General features: G+C 65.7%; 16 protein-coding genes. 15 read left to right on the top strand and 1 reads right to left on the bottom strand.

Translation table 11 applies throughout. The features are described from left to right. The first annotated feature begins 346 nt into the window (after positions 1-346). The 9 genes from ACX12D_RS13355 to leuB all read left to right on the top strand — a co-directional run bounded on the left by ACX12D_RS13355 (position 347) and on the right by leuB (position 8,961). A complete protein-coding gene (locus tag ACX12D_RS13355; protein ID WP_459371457.1) occupies positions 347-1,462 on the top strand; it encodes a branched-chain amino acid ABC transporter substrate-binding protein in 1,116 nt (371 codons plus the stop codon). A gap of 195 nt (positions 1,463-1,657) precedes the next feature. After that, on the top strand, positions 1,658-2,584 hold the full coding sequence (livH, locus tag ACX12D_RS13350; RefSeq protein ID WP_150993324.1) for a high-affinity branched-chain amino acid ABC transporter permease LivH: 927 nt from the start codon (positions 1,658-1,660) through the stop codon (positions 2,582-2,584). 7 nt (positions 2,585-2,591) lie between these two features. Then, positions 2,592-3,866, top strand: a complete 1,275-nt coding sequence (locus tag ACX12D_RS13345; protein WP_459371456.1) for a high-affinity branched-chain amino acid ABC transporter permease LivM — start codon at positions 2,592-2,594, stop codon at positions 3,864-3,866. Further along, complete coding sequence (livG, locus tag ACX12D_RS13340) at positions 3,863-4,642, top strand: high-affinity branched-chain amino acid ABC transporter ATP-binding protein LivG (protein ID WP_043348014.1); 780 nt, start codon at positions 3,863-3,865, stop codon at positions 4,640-4,642. The genes ACX12D_RS13345 and livG overlap by 4 nt, the downstream gene beginning before the upstream one ends. After that, positions 4,642-5,343, top strand: a complete 702-nt coding sequence (locus ACX12D_RS13335; RefSeq protein WP_043348012.1) for an ABC transporter ATP-binding protein — start codon at positions 4,642-4,644, stop codon at positions 5,341-5,343. Before livG ends, ACX12D_RS13335 begins: the two co-directional genes overlap by 1 nt. A 291-nt stretch (positions 5,344-5,634) precedes the next feature. Beyond that, positions 5,635-7,044, top strand: a complete 1,410-nt coding sequence (leuC, locus tag ACX12D_RS13330; protein WP_174428408.1) for a 3-isopropylmalate dehydratase large subunit — start codon at positions 5,635-5,637, stop codon at positions 7,042-7,044. 16 nt (positions 7,045-7,060) lie between these two features. Then, the gene (locus ACX12D_RS13325; RefSeq protein WP_006161612.1) at positions 7,061-7,192 is read left to right on the top strand and encodes an entericidin A/B family lipoprotein; all 132 of its coding nucleotides are present in this window, start codon (positions 7,061-7,063) and stop codon (positions 7,190-7,192) included. Positions 7,193-7,202: 10 nt separating this feature from the next. Beyond that, a complete protein-coding gene (gene leuD / locus ACX12D_RS13320) occupies positions 7,203-7,853 on the top strand; it encodes a 3-isopropylmalate dehydratase small subunit (protein WP_459371455.1) in 651 nt (216 codons plus the stop codon). A gap of 40 nt (positions 7,854-7,893) precedes the next feature. Continuing rightward, positions 7,894-8,961 (top strand): 3-isopropylmalate dehydrogenase, encoded by a 1,068-nt coding sequence (gene leuB / locus ACX12D_RS13315; protein WP_459371454.1) that lies wholly within the window; start codon positions 7,894-7,896, stop codon positions 8,959-8,961. A 6-nt stretch (positions 8,962-8,967) separates the two neighbouring features. Here leuB and ACX12D_RS13310 read toward each other — a convergent pair whose 3' ends face one another. After that, positions 8,968-9,291, bottom strand: a complete 324-nt coding sequence (locus ACX12D_RS13310; RefSeq protein WP_459371453.1) for a hypothetical protein — start codon at positions 9,289-9,291, stop codon at positions 8,968-8,970. Here ACX12D_RS13310 and asd point away from each other — a divergent pair. The 6 genes from asd (at position 9,290) to ACX12D_RS13280 (ending at position 17,588) form a co-directional block, all read left to right on the top strand. Next, positions 9,290-10,426, top strand: coding sequence for an aspartate-semialdehyde dehydrogenase (gene asd / locus ACX12D_RS13305; protein ID WP_043348001.1), 1,137 nt, complete (start codon positions 9,290-9,292; stop codon positions 10,424-10,426). The two genes, ACX12D_RS13310 and asd, sit on opposite strands and share 2 nt — an antisense overlap. 326 nt (positions 10,427-10,752) lie before the next feature. Further along, positions 10,753-13,638, top strand: a complete 2,886-nt coding sequence (locus tag ACX12D_RS13300) for a FimV/HubP family polar landmark protein (RefSeq protein ID WP_459371452.1) — start codon at positions 10,753-10,755, stop codon at positions 13,636-13,638. Positions 13,639-13,849: 211 nt separating this feature from the next. After that, a complete protein-coding gene (gene truA / locus ACX12D_RS13295; protein ID WP_441641541.1) occupies positions 13,850-14,674 on the top strand; it encodes a tRNA pseudouridine(38-40) synthase TruA in 825 nt (274 codons plus the stop codon). Further along, entirely contained in the window at positions 14,658-15,359 is a 702-nt protein-coding gene (locus ACX12D_RS13290; protein ID WP_459371451.1) for a phosphoribosylanthranilate isomerase, read from the top strand. Before truA ends, ACX12D_RS13290 begins: the two co-directional genes overlap by 17 nt. A gap of 127 nt (positions 15,360-15,486) precedes the next feature. Further along, on the top strand, positions 15,487-16,680 hold the full coding sequence (trpB, locus tag ACX12D_RS13285; protein WP_043347992.1) for a tryptophan synthase subunit beta: 1,194 nt from the start codon (positions 15,487-15,489) through the stop codon (positions 16,678-16,680). After that, on the top strand, positions 16,680-17,588 hold the full coding sequence (locus tag ACX12D_RS13280) for a DNA-methyltransferase (RefSeq protein ID WP_043347990.1): 909 nt from the start codon (positions 16,680-16,682) through the stop codon (positions 17,586-17,588). The genes trpB and ACX12D_RS13280 overlap by 1 nt, the downstream gene beginning before the upstream one ends. The last annotated feature ends 1 nt before the right edge of the window (position 17,589 follow it).

The raw sequence follows: 17,589 nt of genomic DNA, 5'->3' as shown, positions 1-17,589 counted from the left end.
ATTTGTTGTGCAAATGTGCCATCCGGCGCGGAATTTGACCCTATAATGCGGGCTGCTTTGTCGACAGCAGCCGGGCCACCCTTCCGGACTGCGTTGAGGCGAGCGGGGCAGGCGAATCACCTGCGCAATAGAGAACGCATTAACGTTGTCTTTCCGAACCAAGGTCTTCCGCTGCATGGATTGCAGAGGAGGGCTGACACACGCCGGGCCCCGCACACGCTTCTTTTCTTGCAGGCCCGTCTTCCGCGTCTCGGGCGTTTTTCCCAGTTTTCGCTCGCGGGTGTTGTTCGATTGCGCAGGTCATGCCGTCTCGGCCCATGACCAACCATAATCGAGGAGCACCTGAATGACGCTGTCCCGTCTTACGTCCATCTCCCTGGCCACGGCCCTGTGCGCCTTCGGCGCCGCCGCCAACGCTGAAACCGTCAAGATTGCCATTGCCGGCCCCATGAGCGGCTCGGTCGCCCAGTACGGCGACATGGTCAAGGCTGGTGCGCTGACTGCCATCGAGCAGATCAATGCCGCCGGCGGCGCGGGCGGCAACAAGTTCGAAGTGGTGATGATGGATGACGCCTGCGAACCGAAGCAGGCCGTGGCGGTAGCCAACAAGATCGTCAGCCAGAAGATCCATTACGTGATCGGCCACGTGTGCTCGGGCTCGACCATTCCGGCTTCGGACATCTACGAGAACGAAGGCATCGTCATGGTGACGCCGTCGGCCACCGCGCCGCAGCTGACCGAGAACAAGAAGCGCAAGTTCATCTTCCGCACCATCGGCCGCGACGACCAGCAAGGCCCGGCCGCCGCCCAGTACATCATCACCAAGGTCAAGCCCAAGAAGGTCGCGATCCTGCACGACAAGCAGTCGTACGGCCAGGGCATTGCCTCGTCGGTGAAGAAAGACCTGGAAGCCGCCAAGATCCCCGTGGCGGTGTTCGAAGGCGTGAACGCAGGCGATTCCGACTACTCCGCTGTCATTACCAAGCTCAAGTCGCAAGGCGTGGACTTCGTCTACTTCGGCGGCTACCACCCGGAAATGGGCCTGCTGCTGCGCCAGGCGCGCGAGCAGGGCGTCAAGGCGACCTTCATGGGGCCTGAAGGCGTGGGCAACAAGGACGTGACGGCCATCGCCGGCGCGTCTTCGGAAGGCATGCTGGTCACGCTGCCGGCCGACTTCTCCGCCGATCCGTCGAATGCCGCGCTGGTCAAGGCCTTCGCCGACAAGAAGCGCGATGCCAACGGCCCGTTCCAGATGCCGGCCTACGCCGCGGTCCAGATCATTGGCGACGCCATTGCCGGCGCCAAGAGCACGGATCCGGCCAAGGTCGCCGCCTACATGCACAAGAACGCCTTCCAGACCCCGATCGGCAAGGTCGAGTACGACGCGCAGGGCGACCTGAAGTCGTTCAAGTTCGTTGTGTTCACCTGGCACAGGGACGCCACCAAGACCGCCGCCAACTAAGCCGCACATTGGCTTTGCGCGCCCCGCTCATGGCTTGAGCGGGGCGTTTTGGTATCGGGGTCCGGTTGCCCGGCCGGCGCGGTTTATCCGCCGCGTCCGGGGCCTGGGCATATCCGGCATTACGGAGCCGGCCCGGCGCTTGCGCACCTCCTGCAACGCCGGCTTCTCCAGCTTCAAAGTTATGGGGCTTCCCGCATGAACGAGTTCCTTCCACAGTTTACCCAGCAGCTGGTCAATGGCCTGACGCTGGGTGCGATCTATGCGCTGATCGCCATTGGCTACACCATGGTCTACGGCATCATCGGCATGATCAATTTTGCCCACGGCGAGATCTACATGATCGGCGCCTACGTGGGCCTGGTGACGCTCACCGCCATCGGCGCGAGCGCGGGCTATCCGCTGCCGCTGGTGCTGGGGGCCGCCTTGCTGGTGTCCGTCCTGGTCACCGGTTTGTATGGCTTCGCGGTGGAGCGGGTGGCCTACCGGCCCCTGCGCGGCGGTCCGCGGCTGGTGCCGCTGATCTCCGCCATCGGCATGTCGATCTTCCTGCAGAACTATGTGCAGATCGGGCAGGGCGCGCGCGACATGTCCGTGCCGGTGCTGATCTCCGGCGCCATCGAGTTCCAGATGGGCGGCGATTTCACCGTGACCGTACCGTATTCGCGCCTGCTGATCGTCGGCGTGACGCTGGTGCTGATGCTCGCGCTGACGCTGTTCATCGGCCGCTCGCGCATGGGCCGCGCCTGCCGTGCCTGCGCCGAAGACATGCGCATGGCCAACCTGCTCGGCATCGACACCAACCGCGTGATCTCTTTCACCTTCGTGCTGGGCGCGATGCTGGCGGCGGTGGGCGGCGTGCTGATCGGCCTGACCATCGGCAAGCTCAACCCGTACATCGGCTTCGTGGCCGGCATAAAGGCCTTTACCGCGGCCGTGCTGGGCGGCATCGGCAGCATCCCGGGCGCGATGCTTGGCGGCGTGCTGCTGGGCCTGGCCGAGACCTTTGCCTCCGGCTATATGCCGGCCGAGTACAAGGACGTGGTGGCTTTCGGCCTGCTGGTGCTGATCCTGCTGTTCCGCCCGACCGGGCTGCTGGGCAAGCCTGACGTTGAAAAGGTGTGAGGACGCTATGACACAAGCTATTGCTACGCCAATCAGTCTGGCGCAGGGCGCGCCGGCAGGGCAGACCCTGAAGAACGCCATCGTCGCGGCCGTGATGACGGCCATCCTGACCATTCCCGTGCTGGGGCTGCAGCTCAAGCTCGACGGCTACAAGGTCGTGCTCGAGCCGCACTGGCAGCCGGTGTGGCTGGCGGTGGGCGCGGTCTTCCTGTTCCAGCTCTTCAAGCCGCTGTTCCAGCGCGCTACGGCCGGCGTCAAGGTGCCGAGCCTGCCCGCGCTGGGCGCGACCCAGCAGCGCAAGGTGATCTGGCTGCTGCTGGCGGTGGGCCTTGTGTTCCCGTTCTTCAGTTCACGCGGCGCCGTGGACGTGGCCACGCTGGCGCTGATCTACGTGATCCTGGGCCTCGGCCTGAACATCGTGGTGGGCTATGCCGGCCTGCTCGACCTGGGCTATGTCGGCTTCTACGCGGTCGGCGGCTACACCTACGCGCTGCTCAACCAATATTTCGGGCTGAGCTTCTGGGAGTGCCTGCCGATCGCCGCCGGCATGTCGGCGTTGTTCGGCTTCGTGCTGGGCTTTCCGGTGCTGAGGCTGCGCGGCGACTACCTGGCCATCGTCACGCTGGGCTTCGGCGAGATCATCCGCCTGCTGCTCAACAACCTGACCAGCCTCACCGGTGGCCCGGATGGCGTGTCGGGCATCCCGAAGCCGACTGTGTTCGGCATCGAGATGGCGCGCAGTTCGAGCGTGGAGGGCGTCAAGACCTTCCATGAGCTCTTGGGCTGGGACTACAGCGGCGAGCACATGGTGATCTTCCTCTACCTGCTGGCGCTGCTGCTGGTGGGTTTCACGCTGTTCGTCACCAGCCGGCTGATCCGCATGCCGATGGGGCGCGCGTGGGAAGCCCTGCGCGAGGACGAGATCGCCTGCCGCTCGCTGGGCCTGAACCCGACCCGCATCAAGTTGTCGGCGTTCACGCTGGGCGCGGCGTTTGCCGGCCTGGGCGGCGCGTTCTTCGCTGCGCGCCAGGGCCTGGTCAATCCCGAATCGTTCACCTTTATCGAGTCCGCGCTGATCCTGGCGGTGGTGGTGCTGGGCGGCATGGGCTCGCAGCTGGGCGTGATCCTGGCCGCCATCCTGCTGACCGCGCTGCCGGAAGTGGCGCGCGGCTTCGCCGAATACCGCATGCTGATTTTCGGCCTGGTGATGGTGCTGATGATGATGTGGCGTCCGCAGGGCCTGCTGCCCGCGAGCCGCCCCCATGTGGAGTTGCCGCAATGAGCCAAGTTCAATCAGCGGAACTGCTGAAAGTCTCCGGTCTGCAGATGCGCTTCGGCGGCCTGCTGGCGGTCGACGGCATCGATTTCGATGTGCGCCGCGATGAAGTCTTCGCCATCATCGGCCCCAACGGCGCGGGCAAGACCACGGTGTTCAACTGCGTGGGCGGCTTTTATAAGCCCACTGCCGGCGAGGTCATGCTGGACGGGCATTCGATCGCCCGCCTGCCGAGCCATCAGGTGGCGCGCCGCGGCCTGGTGCGCACGTTCCAGAATATCCGCTTGTTCAAGCAGCTGACGGTGGTCGAGAACCTGCTGGTGGCGCAACACCTGCAGGTACGCTCCGGGCTGCTGCGCGGGCTGTTTGCCACGCCGGCCTACCGCCGCGCCGAGCGCGAGGCGCTGGAGCGCGCCGCGCTGTGGCTCGAGCGCATGGGCTTGCGCGGCGTGGCCAACCGCGAGGCGGGCACGCTGTCGTATGGCCACCAGCGCCGGCTGGAAATCGCACGCTGCATGATCACCAATCCGCGCCTGCTGATGCTTGACGAGCCGGCTGCCGGCCTCAATCCGCAGGAAAAGGTCGAGTTGTCGCAGTTGATCGACCAGCTGCGGCGCGAGCACAAGATCTCGGTGCTGCTGATCGAGCATGACATGAGCCTGGTGATGGGCGTGTCCGACCGCATCCTGGTGATGGAGCACGGCCGCCCGATCCTGGTCGGCAAACCGGCCGAAGTGCGCAACGACCCGCGCGTGATCAAGGCTTACCTGGGAGAGGACTGATGCTGAAGCTGGAACAAGTCCATACCCATTACGGCGCGATCGAAGCGCTGTCTGGCGTATCGATTGAGGTGAACAAGGGCGAGATCGTCACGCTGATCGGCAGCAACGGCGCTGGCAAGACCACGCTGATGATGACCGTGTGCGGCTCGCCGCGCGCGTCGAGCGGGCGTGTGATGTTTGAAGGTCAGGACATCACGCGCCGTCCCACGCACGAGATCATGCGCCTCGGCATGGCGATCTCGCCGGAAGGGCGGCGCGTGTTTCCCAGCCTGACGGTGCTGGATAACCTGAAGATGGGCGCCTTCTTCGGCAAGCGCGACGAGATCGAGGCGGGCGTCGAGCACGTCTACAAGCTCTTCCCGCGGCTCAAGCAGCGCTCCACGCAACGCGCCGGCACCATGTCCGGGGGCGAGCAGCAGATGCTGGCCATCGGCCGCGCACTGATGAGCCGGCCCCGGCTGCTGTTGCTGGACGAGCCGACGCTCGGCCTGGCACCGCTGGTGATCGCGCAGATCTTCGACATCATCCGGACCATTCGTGACGAAGGCGTCACAGTGTTCCTGGTCGAGCAGAACGCCAACAAGGCGCTGGGCGTGGCGGATCGCGGCTATGTGCTGGAGACGGGGCGCGTAGTGCTGGCGGACACCGGCGCCAATCTGCTGGCCAACGACCGCATCAAGAGCGCTTACCTGGGCGGCTAACCCGGCCTGCCTCCCGCACACCCGCCTGGCGGGTGAGCGGGAGGCCAGCGCCACGCCCCCTTTTCGCCATCGGCGAAATCCCCCTTTCGCCAATCACATTACATTTCCGCCGCCGCGCAGGCCGGGCACGGCCCGGTCGCGCGCTATCGCTGTGGCATAATCGATTGTGAAGTCAAGCATCGCAGCAAGCCGCATTTTATTGCCCGCATTCCTGCGAAAAATCCCCCAAACTACCGCGCGACGCCGCCAACCGTGCTGTACCGAACGGTCCCGGCCCGCCCCCCCTGCATCATGGCCAAGACGCTTTACGACAAACTTTGGGATGACCACACCGTGCACGTCGAGGATGACGGCACCACGATGCTGTACATCGATCGCCATCTGCTGCACGAAGTCACCAGCCCGCAGGCGTTCGAAGGCCTGAAGCTGGCGCAGCGCCCGGTCTGGCGCATCAGCGCCAACCTGGCGGTGTCGGACCACAACGTGCCGACCACGGATCGTAGCCAGGGCATTGCCGATCCGGTGTCGAAGCTGCAGGTGGATACGCTGGACAACAACTGCGACGCATACGGCATCACCCAGTTCAAGATGAACGACCTGCGCCAGGGCATCGTGCACGTGATCGGGCCGGAGCAGGGCGCCACGCTGCCGGGCATGACGGTGGTCTGCGGCGATTCGCATACCAGCACGCACGGCGCGTTTGGCGCGCTGGCGCACGGCATCGGCACCTCCGAGGTGGAGCACGTGCTGGCCACGCAGACGCTGCTGGGCAAGAAGGCCAAGAACATGCTGGTGCGCGTGGAAGGCAAGCTGCCGCGCGGCTGCACCGCCAAGGACATCGTGCTGGCCGTGATCGGCAAGATCGGTACCGCGGGCGGCACCGGCTACACCATCGAGTTCGCTGGCTCGGCCATTCGCGACCTGAGCATGGAAGGGCGCATGACGGTGTGCAACATGGCCATCGAGGCGGGCGCGCGCGCTGGCCTGGTGGCGGTGGACGATGTCACGCTCGAGTACGTCAAGGGCCGCCCGTTCTCGCCGCAGGGCGTGGAGTGGGAGCAGGCCGTGGGCTACTGGCGCACGCTGCATTCGGACGCCGGTGCGCATTTCGACCAGGTGGTCGAGCTGCGCGCGGAAGAGGTCCGTCCGCAGGTGACCTGGGGCACCTCGCCCGAGATGGTCGTCAGCATCGAGGACCGCGTGCCGGATCCCGAGAAGGAAAAAGACCCGAACAAGCGCAACGCCATGGAGCGCGCGCTCGAGTACATGGGCCTGCAGCCCAACGTGCCGGTGGACAGCATCAAGATCGACAAGGTCTTTATCGGTTCCTGCACCAACTCCCGCATCGAAGACATGCGCGCCGCTGCCTGGGTCGTGCAGAAGCTGGGACGCCGCGTGGCGTCCAACGTGAAGCTGGCGATGGTGGTGCCGGGCTCGGGCCTGGTCAAGGAGCAAGCCGAGCGTGAAGGGCTGGACAAGGTCTTCAAGGCCGCGGGTTTTGAGTGGCGCGAGCCGGGCTGCTCGATGTGCCTGGCCATGAACGCCGACCGCCTGGAGGCGGGCGAGCGCTGCGCGTCGACCTCGAACCGCAACTTCGAAGGGCGCCAGGGCGCAGGTGGCCGGACTCACCTGGTGAGCCCGGCGATGGCCGCCGCGGCTGCCATCGAAGGCCACTTCGTCGATATCCGCCAGCTCAGCTAATTCGCGCAGGCTCATCATGAAACAAGCCCTGATTGTGTTGCTCGCATGCCTGGGCATGCTGCAACTGGCCGGCTGCCATACGATGGCCGGCCTTGGCAAGGACACACAGGCCGCAGGCCGCTCGCTCGAAAGCGCGGCAAAGAAGTAAGGAACCGACCATGGATAAGTTCACTGTACACAGCGGGCTCACGGTGCCGCTGGACCGCGAGAACGTCGACACCGACGCCATCATCCCGAAGCAATTCCTCAAGTCGATCAAGCGCACCGGCTTCGGCCCGAACCTGTTCGACGAATGGCGCTACAAGGATGTGGGCCAGCCCGGGCAAGACAACAGCCTCCGCCCGCTGAACCCGGACTTCGTGCTCAACCAGCCGCGCTACCAGGGCGGCTCGATCCTGCTGGCCCGCCGCAACTTCGGCTGCGGCAGCTCACGCGAGCACGCACCCTGGGCGCTGACGCAATATGGCTTCCGCGCGGTGATCGCGCCGAGCTTTGCCGACATCTTCTTCAACAACTGCTACAAGAACGGCTTGCTGCCGGTGGTGCTGACCGAGTTGCAGGTCGACCATATCTTCAACGAGACCAATGCGTTCAACGGCTACAAGCTGACCATCGATCTCGATAAGCAAGTGGTGGTCACGCCGGGCGGCAACAGCTACCCGTTCGACATCGCGCCGTTCCGCAAGTACTGCATGCTCAACGGCTTTGACGATATCGGCCTGTCCCTGCGCCATGCCGACAAGATCAAGGCGTATGAGGCCGAGCGCGTGGCCAAGATGCCGTGGCTGAATAACCGCGTGGTCGGCTGAGGCCGGTTGGTACGCTGAGACAAAACAAGGAAGACAAAGCATGAAAATCGCAGTCCTGCCGGGTGACGGCATCGGTCCCGAGATCATCGCGGAGGCCGTCAAGGTCCTCAACGCGCTCGACGAAAAATTCGAGATGGAAACCGCCCCGGTGGGCGGCGCCGGCTACGAGGCCAGCGGCCATCCGCTGCCCGACGCCACGCTCAAGCTGGCTAAGGATGCCGACGCCATCCTGTTCGGCGCCGTGGGCGACTGGAAGTACGACAAGCTGGATCGCCCGCTGCGTCCCGAGCAGGCCATCCTCGGCCTGCGCAAGCACCTGCAGCTGTTCGCCAACTTCCGTCCGGCGATCTGCTATCCGGAACTGACCGGTGCATCCAGCCTGAAGCCCGAGCTGGTGGCCGGCCTGGACATCCTGATCGTGCGCGAGCTGAACGGCGACATCTACTTTGGCCAGCCGCGCGGCATGCGCGAAGCCCCGGACGGTCCTTTCAAGGGCGCACGCGAAGGCTTCGACACCATGCGCTACAGCGAGCCGGAAATCCGCCGCATCGCCCACGTGGCCTTCCAGGCCGCGGCCAAGCGCGGCAAGAAGCTGTGCAGCGTGGACAAGGCCAATGTGCTCGAGACTTTCCAGTTCTGGAAGGACGTCGTGATCGACGTGCACAAGGAATACCCGGAAGTCGAGCTGTCGCACATGTACGTGGACAACGCGGCCATGCAACTGATCAAGGCGCCCAAGAGCTTCGACGTGATCGTCACCGGCAATATGTTCGGCGACATCCTGTCGGACGAGGCTGCCATGCTGACCGGCTCGATCGGCATGTTGCCGTCGGCTTCGCTGGACGCCAACAACAAGGGCCTGTACGAACCGTCGCACGGCTCGGCACCGGACATCGCGGGCAAGGGCGTGGCCAATCCGCTGGCCACCATCCTGTCGGCCGCGATGATGCTGCGTTTCTCGCTGAACCGCGCCGAGCAGGCCGACCGCATCGAGAACGCCGTCAAGAAGGTGCTGGCCCAGGGCTACCGCACCGGCGACATCCTGACACCGGGCTGCAAGCAAGTCGGCACGCGTGAAATGGGCGAGGCCGTGCTCGCGGCACTGTAAGCCGCATTAAAGTTGAAAAGGCGCCGCATGCGGCGCCTTTTCTTTCATTTGTCCCCGATTTCCCCCGTGTGGCAGCGCCACAAAATCGTGTAGACTTTGCGGATGGTCCGAATCTTCCAGTCCCCCTCGACTGCCATCGCCGCCCCGGTTGCTACCCGCAGCCCGGTTGGCCTGGGTTCGCACGGCCACCCGCTTACCGCAACGACGATTAAAACCATTACTACCAAAACGATCGGCTAGATCGTTCGTCGTGCCTGCTCGTCTTCCCCGCGCAGTCACGTCGGGCGAGGAAAGCGCGGGGAAGTTCAAATCACATCCGAGGTTAGTCATGATTGTAGGTCTCGTCGGCTGGCGAGGAATGGTCGGCAGCGTCCTGATGCAACGCATGCAGGAAGAGCGCGATTTCGACCATATCGAGCCCGTATTCTTCAGCACGTCCAACGCTGGCGGCCAGGCTCCGGCCATGGCCAAGAATGAAACCAAGCTCAAGGACGCGAACGACATCGAAGCGCTGAAGAAGTGCGACGTTGTCCTCACCGCCCAGGGCGGTGACTACACCAACGAGATTTTCCCGCAGCTGCGCGCAGCTGGCTGGAAGGGCTACTGGATCGACGCGGCGTCCTCGCTGCGGATGAAGGACGATGCCATCATCGTGCTGGATCCGGTCAACCTTGGTGTCATCAAGGACGCGCTGGCGAAGGGCGTCAAGAATTTCATCGGTGGCAACTGCACGGTCAGCTGCATGATGATGGGCTTGGGCGGCCTGTTCCAGCACGACCTGATCGACTGGATGACGTCCATGACCTACCAAGCTGCTTCGGGCGGTGGCGCGCAGCACATGCGCGAGCTGCTGACGCAGTTCGGCACGCTCAATGCATCGGTCAAGTCGCTGCTGGATAACCCGGCATCGGCCATCCTGGAAATCGACCGCACCATCCTGGCGACCCAGCACGGCCTGTCCGCCGACGAAACCAAGCAGTTCGGCGTGCCGCTCGCTGGCAACCTGATTCCCTGGATCGACAAGGACCTGGGCAACGGCGTGTCGAAGGAAGAATGGAAGGCCGGCGCCGAGACCAACAAGATCCTGGGCCGCGGCGAAGGCTTCCTGGGTGCGACCGGCGCTGCGCCGATCGCCGTGGACGGCCTGTGCGTGCGCATTGGCGCCATGCGCTGCCATTCGCAGGCGCTGACCATCAAGCTGCGCCGCGACGTGCCGCTCGATGAGATCGAAGCCATGCTGGCCGAAAACAACCAGTGGGCCAAGGTGGTGCCGAATACCCGTGAGGCCAGCATGACCGACCTCACGCCGGCCGCCGTGACCGGCACCCTGACCATTCCGGTGGGACGCCTGCGCAAGATGCAGATGGGTGGGGAATACCTCTCGGCCTTCACCGTCGGCGACCAGCTGCTGTGGGGCGCCGCCGAGCCCCTGCGTCGTATGCTGCGCATCCTGATCGAAGCCTGAGCCAGGGACTTGCTCCCAAGGAGCGCTTGAGTCATGTCTTGGTCCATGTCTTGAGGCTCCGCGCAAGGCCTCCGTGGTTCCGTTGCAGCAAGGCAACAGAAACCACGGGCTTTGATAACAACGCCGCGCCTGTGCGCGGCGTTGTCACGCCCGGGCGCCTATTCTTCCCGGCGTTGCGTCACAATACAGGCGGCATATGCCGGGCTGCGGGGCGGTTATCCGCACGTCCGTACGAGTTGGCGCGGGGCTCAGTCGGGACGCTAACTTGCTGCGCTAAACCATTGATGTTAAGTTAATTTCACTACTAGAACACAACGGAGCACAAGGTGAGTGTGAGCCAACATCGCCGGAAAGATGCGCCTACCGCCCGCCAGCGCTGGTCAACGCTGGCCTTCACGGCACTCGGTTTGCTGCTCGCGCAGCCGGCCGCTTATGCCGCGGGGTTTGGGCAATTGCGGGTACAGTCGAATCTGGGTCAGCCGCTGCAAGCGGAAATCGATATTAGTGGCGTCAGTGCGGAAGAAGCGGACGGCCTGGCCGTCAAGCTGGCGTCGCCCGATGCGTATGCCAAGGCCGGCCTGACGTATCTGCCCGCGGTCAGCAGCCTGCGGTTGCAGGTCGAGCGCCGCCCCAACGGGAGCTATGTGGCGCGGGTCCGGTCAACCCAGCCGCTCAGCGAGCCCTTTGTCGACATCCTGGTCGACATGACATGGGCGAGCGGCAAGGTGTCGCGCGCGTACACCTTCCTGCTGGATCCGGCAGGAGCCAAGCCTTCCAACCAGACTTTCTCGCCTGCCACGGTAGTGCAGGCGGGCACCCCTGACGAATCCGGCGCCACCAGCCCGGCGGCGCCCGCGCCAAGCGCCGCGCCCGTGCCCGCGCCGTCGGTGCAGGCTCCGCCTCCCGTGGCGGCCAGCCCGGCGCCACGGCCCCAGGCCAAGGCCCCGGCGCCGCGGCAGCACCGCGCCGCCACGCAGGCTTCGGCGGATGGTGCTGCCGCGGCGGGCGGCACCTACACCGTGCAGCGCGGCGACAACCTCTCCGCCATTGCCGGCGAGGCGTCCCAGGGACAGGATTCGGTATCGCTGGACCAGATGCTGGTCGCGCTTTATCGCAACAATCCGAACGCCTTCGTTGGCGGCAATATGAACCGCCTCAAGGCGGGCGCCGTGCTCAAGTTGCCTAGCCAGCAGGAAGCGCAATCGGTCACGCCCCGCGCGGCACGCCGCGAAGTGGTGGCGCGCACGCAGGGCTTCGACGCTTACCGCAGCCGCCTGGCTACGGCGGCGGCGGGGCGCTCGGTCGAGGCCGGCAGTGGCCGCGAACAGTCGGGCAACGTCACCGCGCGCGTGCAGGAGCAAGCCGCACCGGCCGCCGGCCCACGCGACGAGCTCAAGCTCAGCAAGCCCGATCGTGGCAGCCAGGCTGCTGCCGCTGCGGCAACCGAAGCCAATATCGCCAAGGAACGGCAGCTCAAGGAGGCCGAGGCACGCCTCGCGCAGCTTGAGAAGAATGTGAACGACATGCAGCGGCTGGTCGAGCTGAAGAACGCCGAGATCGCCAAGCTGGCCCAGGTACAGAAGGAGAAGGGGGCAGGCAAGGACTCGGCAGCAGCCCCTGCAGTCCCTGCGGCCGCACCTGCCGTGGTTCCGGCTGAGGCTGCCAAGGCCGACGCAGCCGCGCCGGCCCCGGCCCCGGCCGTGGCCAGCGCTGGCGCTAGCGCGGCCACGGCCGCCGCCGCAGCGGCGCCGCTCGCAGCCTCCCCGGCGTCCGCGCCTGCGGCCACTGCTGGTGCCAGTAGCGCCGGCACGAATGCCGCTGACGCCACCGTTGCGGCTGCCGCCAATCCTGCTGCCGCTTCCACGCCTGCCGCCAAGCGCCCGCCGGTCGTGACGCAGCCCACGCCGGTGGCCCAGCCGTCCTTCATCGAAGACCTGCTGGCCAATCCGATGCTGCTGCCGGGCGGCGGGCTATTGATTGCCCTGCTGGGCGGCTACGCGATCTATCGCCGGCGCCAGCAACAGAAGTCCAGCGACGGCGCGGCCTTCGGGGACAGCATCCTGTCGCAGGAAAGCACCGTCATGGCCGGCGGCAATTCGCTGTTCGGTACTGCGGGCGGGCAAAGCGTGGACACCTCGCAGCACAGCGTGTTCGGAGCGGATTTCCGCATTGGCAACAATGCCGCGGAAGCCAACGAAGTCGATCCGATCGCCGAGGCCGATGTCTATATCGCCTACGGGCGCGATGTGCAGGCCGAGGAAATCCTGCGCGAAGCCCTGCAGCAAAACCCTGAGCGCCAGGCGATCCGCCTCAAGCTCATGGAGATTTACAACACTCGTCAGGATGTGGAAGGTTTTCGCGTGATTGCAGAAGAAATGTTCGCCCAGACTGGAGGACACGGGGCGGAGTGGACACAGGCAGCGGAGATGGGGCGCAGCCTCGATCCGAACAATGCCTTGTATTTGAGTGTGGCGCCCGATGTCGCGTCGCTTGACACCACCACCTTGCCGGCCGATCAGTGGCGCACCCACGATCCGTCGCAAGACCTGGCGGCGGCACCGCGCGAAACCCCGCTGGCCGACCTGGCAGACTTCGCGCTGCCGCTGGATGGGTTCCCCGCGCCGGCGGCCGGTGCGCCGATCACCGCGCCCGAGTCCGCCTCGCGCGTGTTCGGCAATGGCGAGGCGGTGCCTTCGGCGCTCGCCGCGCGCCTGGACGATGGCCTTGGCCTGGATCTGCCGCAGCCCCATGACGTCGGCGGTCATGACGACGTGCCGGCGCTGGATACGCCTACGCGTAGCCGTCCGCTCGACTTCGACATGTCCGGCATCTCGCTGGACCTCAGTCCGGCAGGCCATGCCGACGCGCGGGCCGACAGCCTGGCGCAAGTGCATGACGAGGCCCGTTCCTCGTTCGGTGCGTCGCTGCCGGCGCCGACCATGCTGCGCGACGGCAAGCTGTCCGAGCCGATCGACCTGTCGCGCGTGAGCGCGGAAAGCGGGCTGGACACGGCGCGCGGCATCTCGCCGAGCACGCTGTCGGCCGACGCCGCCGATGGTGGCCGCGACATGCAGATCAAGTTCGACCTGGCCCGTGCCTATATCGAGATCGGCGACAAGGAAGGCGCGCGGGAGTTGCTGCAGGAAGTGGTGGAGCAGTCGCAGGATCCCCTGTTGACCGAAGCCAAGACTTTGCTGCGGGACGTGGCCTGACCGCCAGCCTGCAGGCGGGCTGACAAGCAAGCTGTAGAATGGCGGGCTGTGCGCAAGCGATGCGCCCGGCAGCTCGCCACCAATGCGCCGGGAGCGTGGCTCCCGGCGCATTTGTTTTTCCGCGAGCCGGCAATCGGGCGATTCTCATCGGCGCCGCGCCGTTTTCGCTAGCTCCCGTAGATCGTCAATTTCCGTCGTCAATTTCCGCCCCATGACCCGCATTGCCCTCGGCCTCCACTATGACGGCGCCGCCTTCTCCGGCTGGCAGTCGCAACCGCACCGCAATACGGTGCAGGACCGGCTCGAGGACGCCATCGCGCAGTTCGCCGGCAGCCGCGTGCCGACCACGGTGGCGGGCCGCACCGATACCGGCGTGCACGCGCTCGGCCAGGTGATCCACATCGACACCGAGCTGACGCGCGAACCGTTTTCCTGGGTGCGCGGCGTCAACGCCTTCCTGCCGCCCAGCATCTCGCTGCAATGGGCCAAGCCGGTGGACGACAGCTTCCATGCGCGTTTCCTGGCCTTCGAGCGCATGTATTACTACGCGCTCTACGTGGGGCCGCACCGCGTGCCGCTGGTGCACGGCAGGGCCGGCTACCTGATGCTGCCGCCAGGCAAGGGCCTGGACGTCGACGCCATGCGCACGGCCGCGGGCTGCCTGCTGGGCGAGCACGATTTCTCGGCCTTTCGCGCCGCCGAGTGCCAGGCGAAGTCGCCGGTCAAGACCATGTACGACATCACCTTGAAGGCCGACGGCGACTGGCTGTTCGTGCGCTTTCGCGCCAGCGCCTTCCTGCACCACATGGTGCGCAACCTGATGGGTTGCCTGGTGGCGGTAGGGCGGGGACGCAACCCGCCGGAGTGGCTGGCCGAAGTGCTGGCAGGGCGCAACCGCGCCAAGGCAGCGCCCACTTTCATGCCCGATGGCCTTTACCTGGCCGGGGTGAAGTATCCTGAGCCGTACCAGATCCCGGTCGCCGACACGGCCGCCAGCCTGTTTCATGGAGTGTTTGCCAATGACCCAGTTGCCTGAAGCGGACAGCGCGCCGCTGCGCACCCGCATCAAGATCTGCGGGTTGACGCGCGAGGAAGATGTCCGCGCCGCGGTCGACGCCGGCGCCGACGCGATCGGCCTGGTGTTCTATCCGGGCAGCCCGCGCTTTGTCGAGGTGGCACGCGCCGCGGCGCTGGCCGAAGCCGCCGGCCCCTTCGTGTCGGTGGTGGGCCTGTTCGTCAATGCCGAGGCCGACCATATTGCCCATGTGGTGGAGCGTGTGCCGCTTACGCTACTGCAATTCCACGGTGACGAGCGCCCCGAGGACTGCACCCTGGTGGCCCAGCGCTGCCGGCTGCCATTTCTGCGCGCGGCACGCGTGCAGCCGGGCCTCGATTTGGTAGAATTCGCGGATCTGTATCGTGATGCCGCTGCCTTGCTGCTTGATGCCTTCGTCGAAGGCTACGGCGGTGGCGGGCACGTCTTCGACTGGACCCTGATACCCCCGGCATGGCTTCCGCCCACCCACAACCCGACCGCAAGCGCCGCTCCTCGGATCGTTTTGAGTGGTGGGTTGAACGCGCAAAACGTCGCTGGCGCGATTGAGCGCGTGCGGCCCTACGCTGTCGATGTAAGCAGCGGCGTGGAGGCTGCCAAAGGCGTGAAAGACCACGCCAGGATTGCCGCCTTCGTGCGCGCGGTGCGCAGCGCGGATGCCGGGTGAGTCAAGGCGCCGACCAGGCGCTCGGCCTCCCGCCTGTCCCCCGCAAATCGCACCTGCCCCGCGCACGACCCTAACGTCATCGGACCCCTGCCAGACCGGCAAGGGCCCTGTTCAGAAGAGCTGACTCATGTACGACCTGCCCGATTCCCGTGGCCATTTCGGCCCCTATGGTGGTTCCTTTGTATCCGAGACCCTGGTGCACGCGCTGGACGAACTGCGCGAAGCCTATGCGCACTTCCAGAAGGATCCGGAGTTCGACGCGGAGTACCGCCGCGAGCTGAAGCATTTCGTCGGCCGCCCCTCGCCGATCTATCACGCACAGCGCTGGAGCGAGATGCTCGGCGGCGCGCAGATCTATCTGAAGCGCGAAGACCTCAACCACACCGGCGCCCACAAGATCAATAACGTGATCGGCCAGGCACTGCTGGCCAAGCGCATGGGCAAGCCGCGCGTGATCGCCGAGACCGGCGCCGGCCAGCACGGCGTGGCCACCGCGACCATCGCCGCGCGTTTCGGCATGGAGTGCGTGGTCTACATGGGCTCGGAAGACGTCAAGCGCCAGGCCGCCAACGTCTACCGCATGAAGCTGCTGGGTGCCACCGTGGTGCCGGTGGAGAGCGGCTCCAAGACCCTCAAGGACGCGCTCAATGAAGCCATGCGCGACTGGGTCACCAACGTCGAGAACACCTTCTACATCATCGGCACCGTGGCCGGCCCGCATCCTTACCCGATGATGGTGCGCGACTTCCAGTGCGTGATCGGCGAAGAGGCCAAGGTGCAGATGCCGGAAATGACGGGCCGCCAGCCCGATGCCGTGATCGCCTGCGTGGGCGGCGGCTCCAATGCCATGGGCATCTTCTATCCGTACATCGAGCACAAGGATGTGCGCCTGATCGGCGTGGAAGCTGCCGGCGACGGTCTGGAAACCGGCCGCCACGCCGCCGCGCTGATCGGCGGCACGCCGGGCGTGCTGCACGGCAACCGCACCTACCTGCTGCAGGACGCCAACGGCCAGATCATCGAGACCCATTCGATCTCCGCCGGCCTGGACTATCCCGGCGTCGGCCCCGAGCACGCATGGCTCAAGGATATCGGCCGCGCCGAGTATGTCCCGATCACCGATGAAGAAGCGCTCAAGGCTTTCCACGACTGTTGCCGCATCGAAGGGATCATCCCGGCGCTGGAGTCCAGCCACGCCATCGCCTACGCCTGCAAGCTCGCGCCCACGCTGCCCAAGGACAAGCTGCTGCTGGTGAACCTGTCCGGCCGTGGCGACAAGGACATGCATACCGTGGCCGAGCGTTCGGGGCTGACCCTCTGATGCGCGATTTTCTCCCGCCGGGCGCCGCTGAAGGCGGCGCCCCGTCCGCGCCCATCGCCGCACCGCAACTGACGCTCTACCAGGAAGACGTGCTGGAAGGCATCAAGCGCATTGCCGACGGTTCCATCGACCTGATCGTGGCCGATCCGCCCTATGGCCTGGGCAAGGACTACGGCAATGACTCCGATCGCCTGTCCGGCGACGCCTACCTGGAATGGTCCGCGAGCTGGATCGATGCGGTGGTGCCCAAGCTGGCGCCGCGCGCCTCGCTCTACCTGTTCTGCACCTGGCAATACTCGCCGGAGCTGTTCGTGATGCTCAAGCAGCGCCTGACCATGATCAACGAGATCATCTGGGACCGGCGCGTGCCGAGCATGGGCGGCACCACGCGCAAGTATTCCTCGGTGCACGACAACATCGGCTTTTTTGCCCGGGCCCGCGACTACTACTTTGACCTCGACCCGGTGCGCGTGCCTTACGACGCCGAGACCAAGAAGGCGCGCAGCCGTCCGCGCTTCGAAGGCAAGAAGTGGCTGGAGGTTGGCTACAATCCGAAGGACCTGTGGAGCGTGCCGCGTATCCACCGGCAGGATCCGGAGCGCGCCAATCACCCGACCCAGAAGCCCTTGCATATCGTGCAGCGCATGGTGCTGGCCAGCTGCCCGCCGGGCGGGCTGGTGCTCGATCCGTTCACCGGCAGCGGCACCACGGCCGTAGCCTGCGCGTTGCACGGGCGCCGCTTCGTCGGCTTCGAGATGAATCCCGACTATGTCGACGTGGCGCGCGCGCGCGTCGCGGCATGCATCACTACGCCGCAGGCCGCGCCCGCTACCCTGAACATCGCAGCCGCGAACGATGAGCCCCTGCTGGCTGCCTCGTCCACGCCGCTGCCCACTCTCGCTCAATGAC

Source organism: Cupriavidus sp. PET2-C1, from assembly GCF_054515855.1.
This window is presented reverse-complemented; position numbering and strand designations above follow the sequence as displayed.